Raw genomic sequence first — 3,160 nt, forward strand, 5'->3', positions numbered from 1 at the left:
CGCAGATGTTGAGCTCAAGCATCTTCACGCTTGCCAGTATGCGTTTCGCGTTTCTCCTCACGGCCTCCACGTCTCCCGCGGAATCGATCAGGTCCTGCACCATCTCCCTGAGAGCCTCCACCTTCCTGTCCATCTCAGCTATCTTCGCATCATCCATCATGGTCATCTCCTAGACATAATAATGGTTCAAAAGTTCAAGGTTCAAGGTTCAAGGCAACAGACCGGGGCAAACCCCTCTTCTTTCCATCCCGCTCGTGGTCTGTCTCTCCGGCGAAGGCCGGAATGACCGGGAACGTTCTTGTCGGCAGCTTGTCGTGGCACGAAACACGCAACCTGAAACCATCTTCTTCGTCTTCCCTTGAACCCTTGAACTCTTGAACGCTGAAACCCTCTTTTTAGTGTTTCCTGAGGTCTCTGAACCTCTTTGCCTTAACCTCGTACCTCGGCACCGCGCCGAAGGGGTGGACGGTGATCTTGAAGCCCAGGTTCACCCGGACGCGCAACTGGTCTTTCAGGCGGCCGAGGACCTCCTCCTGTTTCGTCTCCATCCCCGGCATCATCTCTATCTCGAGGAGGATGTCGTCGATGTCTCCCCTCTTGGTCACCGTCACCTGATAGTCGTTGCCGATCTCCGGGATGCTCCTCACCACCTCCTCGATGGCCGTCGGTGCCAGGAGCACGCCCTTCACCTTCGTGATGTCGTCGACCCTGCCTACCACTCCGCCGTCGATCATCCTGAAGGTCCGGCCGCACTCGCAGTCACGGTCGGACCACCGGATGACGTCCTTGGAATCGAAACGTATGCAAGGTTTTGCGATCCTGTCGAAGGCCGTTATGACCATCTTGCCGTTCTTTCCCGGGGTGTCTATGATCTCGCCCGTCTCGACGTCCTCGATCTCGACGAGAAAGAAGGCGTCATTGACGTGAAGCCCCCCCGACTGCGCGAGACACTCGTAGCTCCATGCCCCGATCTCCGTGGCTCCTACATGGTCGTAGACCTTTGCGTTCCAGGCCTCCTCGATGCGTTTCTTGGTCGCCGGAATGCTGGCGCCGGGTTCGCCGGCGCAGGTTATCCTTTGTATGCTGAGGTCCCGGGTCGGGTCGATGCCCATTTTCCGCGCCGTGTCGGCCATCCCCAGGACGTATGTCGGGGTCGCCATGAACGCCGTGCACTGAAGCTCCTGCATCTTGAGGATGCGCGCCTCGGTGTCAAGGACACCGCCCGGTACGACCTCACAGCCTATCTTCTCCAGCGCGTAGTGCCCGGCCCAGAAGGCGACGAATATATTGTAGCCGAAAGGCAGAAAAACCCTGTCCGACGTCCTGTATCCTTGAGAGTAAAGTATGTATGACCAGCATTCGGACCACCATTCCCAGTCCTGCCATGTATCGGCCTGATAGACGGGAGTGCCCGTCGTGCCGCTCGTTTGCCTGAACTCCGTCACTTCGTCGAGGGGGACGGTGAGGATATCCCCGTAGGGAAAGGGCGGATTCTCCTGTACCTTTCTCAGCATCCCCTTGTCCGTTTTCGGGACCTTCGCGACGTCCTCGAAGGTCTTGATATCGCCGGGTTCCATGCCGGCGGCGCTGTAAAGCCTCCGGTAGAAAGGCGAGTTCTCATACGCGTACTCCACTGCTCTCTTGAATTTCCTGAGCTGGAGCTGGCGCAGCTTTTCCCGTGGCATCGTCTCAAGTATCGGGTTCCAGTATGAATTCATCTGATGAGCCATATCGCCGCAACCTCCCTGATTTTCTTCAATTCCGATCACATTTTAAGCACTGCGAGCCGGTTGCCGTGGCCTATTCAGGAGGGGGTAGTCCCGGCCCGCAATGCGTGGGGCTGCTTATTGCTGGTGTGTCTTCAGGTAATCAAGACAGAACTTCAGGGCCTCTTCACCGGGAAGGTTCTTTGTCTTGAGCTCCTTCACGTATTCGTCGATGACGGGGCGCACCTTCTCCGCCCACCTCTTGTCCTCTGCCTTCGTGAGAGTGATGAACTTGTTGCCGCGCTGGGTCATGAACTCCCTGCCCTCCTTGTCTATGGCATCCCATTGTTTGCCCTGCTTTTCCATCCACTCTTCGTTTATGCCCTCTATGATCTTCTGGATGTCAGGCGGGAGAGAGTTCCACTTGCTCTTGTTCATGACGACGAAAAAGGACGTGCTGTACGCGGAGCCGTAGTTCTCGATGGTGTACTTGACCACCTCTCCGATCTTCCAGCCCTTCATCGCCTCTATGGGGTTCAGGATGCCCTCGACGATACCGGTCCGGAGCGCCTCGTAGGACTCCGTCTGGGGCATGGCGACGGGAGAGGCTCCCAGCGCGGCGGCAACCTTGGCGCTGAAACCCGTGGAGCGGACCTTCATCCCCCTGAGTTCCTCGAGGCTCTTGACAGGCCTCTTGGTGAAAAGTATGCCCGGGCCATGGGCGTGGAGGTACATGACCTTCACCTGGTCAAATTCCTTTGGCTGGAACTTCTTGAAATAAGCGTTGATCATCTTCGTCGCGACATAGGCGTTCTTGTACCCGAGAGGAAGGTCGATGACCTCCGTCAGGGGAAACCTGCCTTTCGTGTAGCCGAGAACGCTCTCGCCCACGTCAGCGATGCCCTTCACGACGCTGTCGTACGTCTGGCCCGCCGGGGTGAGAACAGCGCCGGGATAATAGGTGAGCTTCACCCTGCCCTTCGTTCTCTTCTCCACCTCCTTGCACCAGTCCGCCATGATGATGCTGTTCTTGTGTGATGCCGGGAAGAAATTCGAGAAATTGAGATTGATAACCTTCTCCTGAGCATATGCCGGAACGGAACCTGCGAGAAGAACAAACAAGAACAGACAGACTACAGCCATTACACCGATACCACTCCTCCTGTTCATAACGAACCCCCTGTTATTTGATGCACCCCAAAACGGGATGTGTTGCCGCATACATGGGATTTCGTTCGCTTTGTTTTGTCTTTCGGGGATCCGAACGATTTTATCCCCCCCTCAATGATCCTTAATCTATTGGTCTAATATTTATCCCTATACAATCTTTTTGTCAACAAATATTTTATTGCAATTGCCAGGCACCTGGCATATGATATGAGCAACACAATGCCCATGTTCACGCCCATAAGGCCTTTGCGGATATCCAACGAGGTGACGGAACAGTTAAAACA

At 55.6% G+C, this 3,160-nt stretch carries 3 protein-coding genes; all 3 read right to left on the bottom strand.

Annotated elements, in window-relative coordinates; translation table 11 throughout:
• Nucleotides 1–160, bottom strand: a 160-nt coding sequence (locus tag GXX82_16755) for a hypothetical protein (GenBank protein ID NLT24695.1), incomplete at its 3' end; no start/stop codon positions are given.
• A gap of 235 nt (nt 161–395) precedes the next feature.
• Complete coding sequence (locus tag GXX82_16760; GenBank protein ID NLT24696.1) at nt 396–1,730, bottom strand: phenylacetate--CoA ligase; 1,335 nt, start codon at nt 1,728–1,730, stop codon at nt 396–398.
• 114 nt (nt 1,731–1,844) lie between these two features.
• The gene (locus GXX82_16765; GenBank protein NLT24697.1) at nt 1,845–2,876 is read right to left on the bottom strand and encodes a TRAP transporter substrate-binding protein; all 1,032 of its coding nucleotides are present in this window, start codon (nt 2,874–2,876) and stop codon (nt 1,845–1,847) included.
• Nucleotides 2,877–3,160: the final 284 nt, after the last annotated feature.

Origin of the sequence: Syntrophorhabdus sp. (assembly GCA_012719415.1) — a bacterium.
In the GTDB taxonomy this organism is placed as follows: domain Bacteria; phylum Desulfobacterota; class Syntrophorhabdia; order Syntrophorhabdales; family Syntrophorhabdaceae; genus Delta-02.

Excerpts from the sequence above, each read along its gene's own strand:
- GXX82_16760 (NLT24696.1), bottom strand. The coding sequence starts at position 1,730 with ATGGCTCATCAGATGAATTCATACTGGAACCCGATACTTGAGACGATG.
- GXX82_16765 (NLT24697.1), bottom strand. The coding sequence starts at position 2,876 with ATGAACAGGAGGAGTGGTATCGGTGTAATGGCTGTAGTCTGTCTGTTC.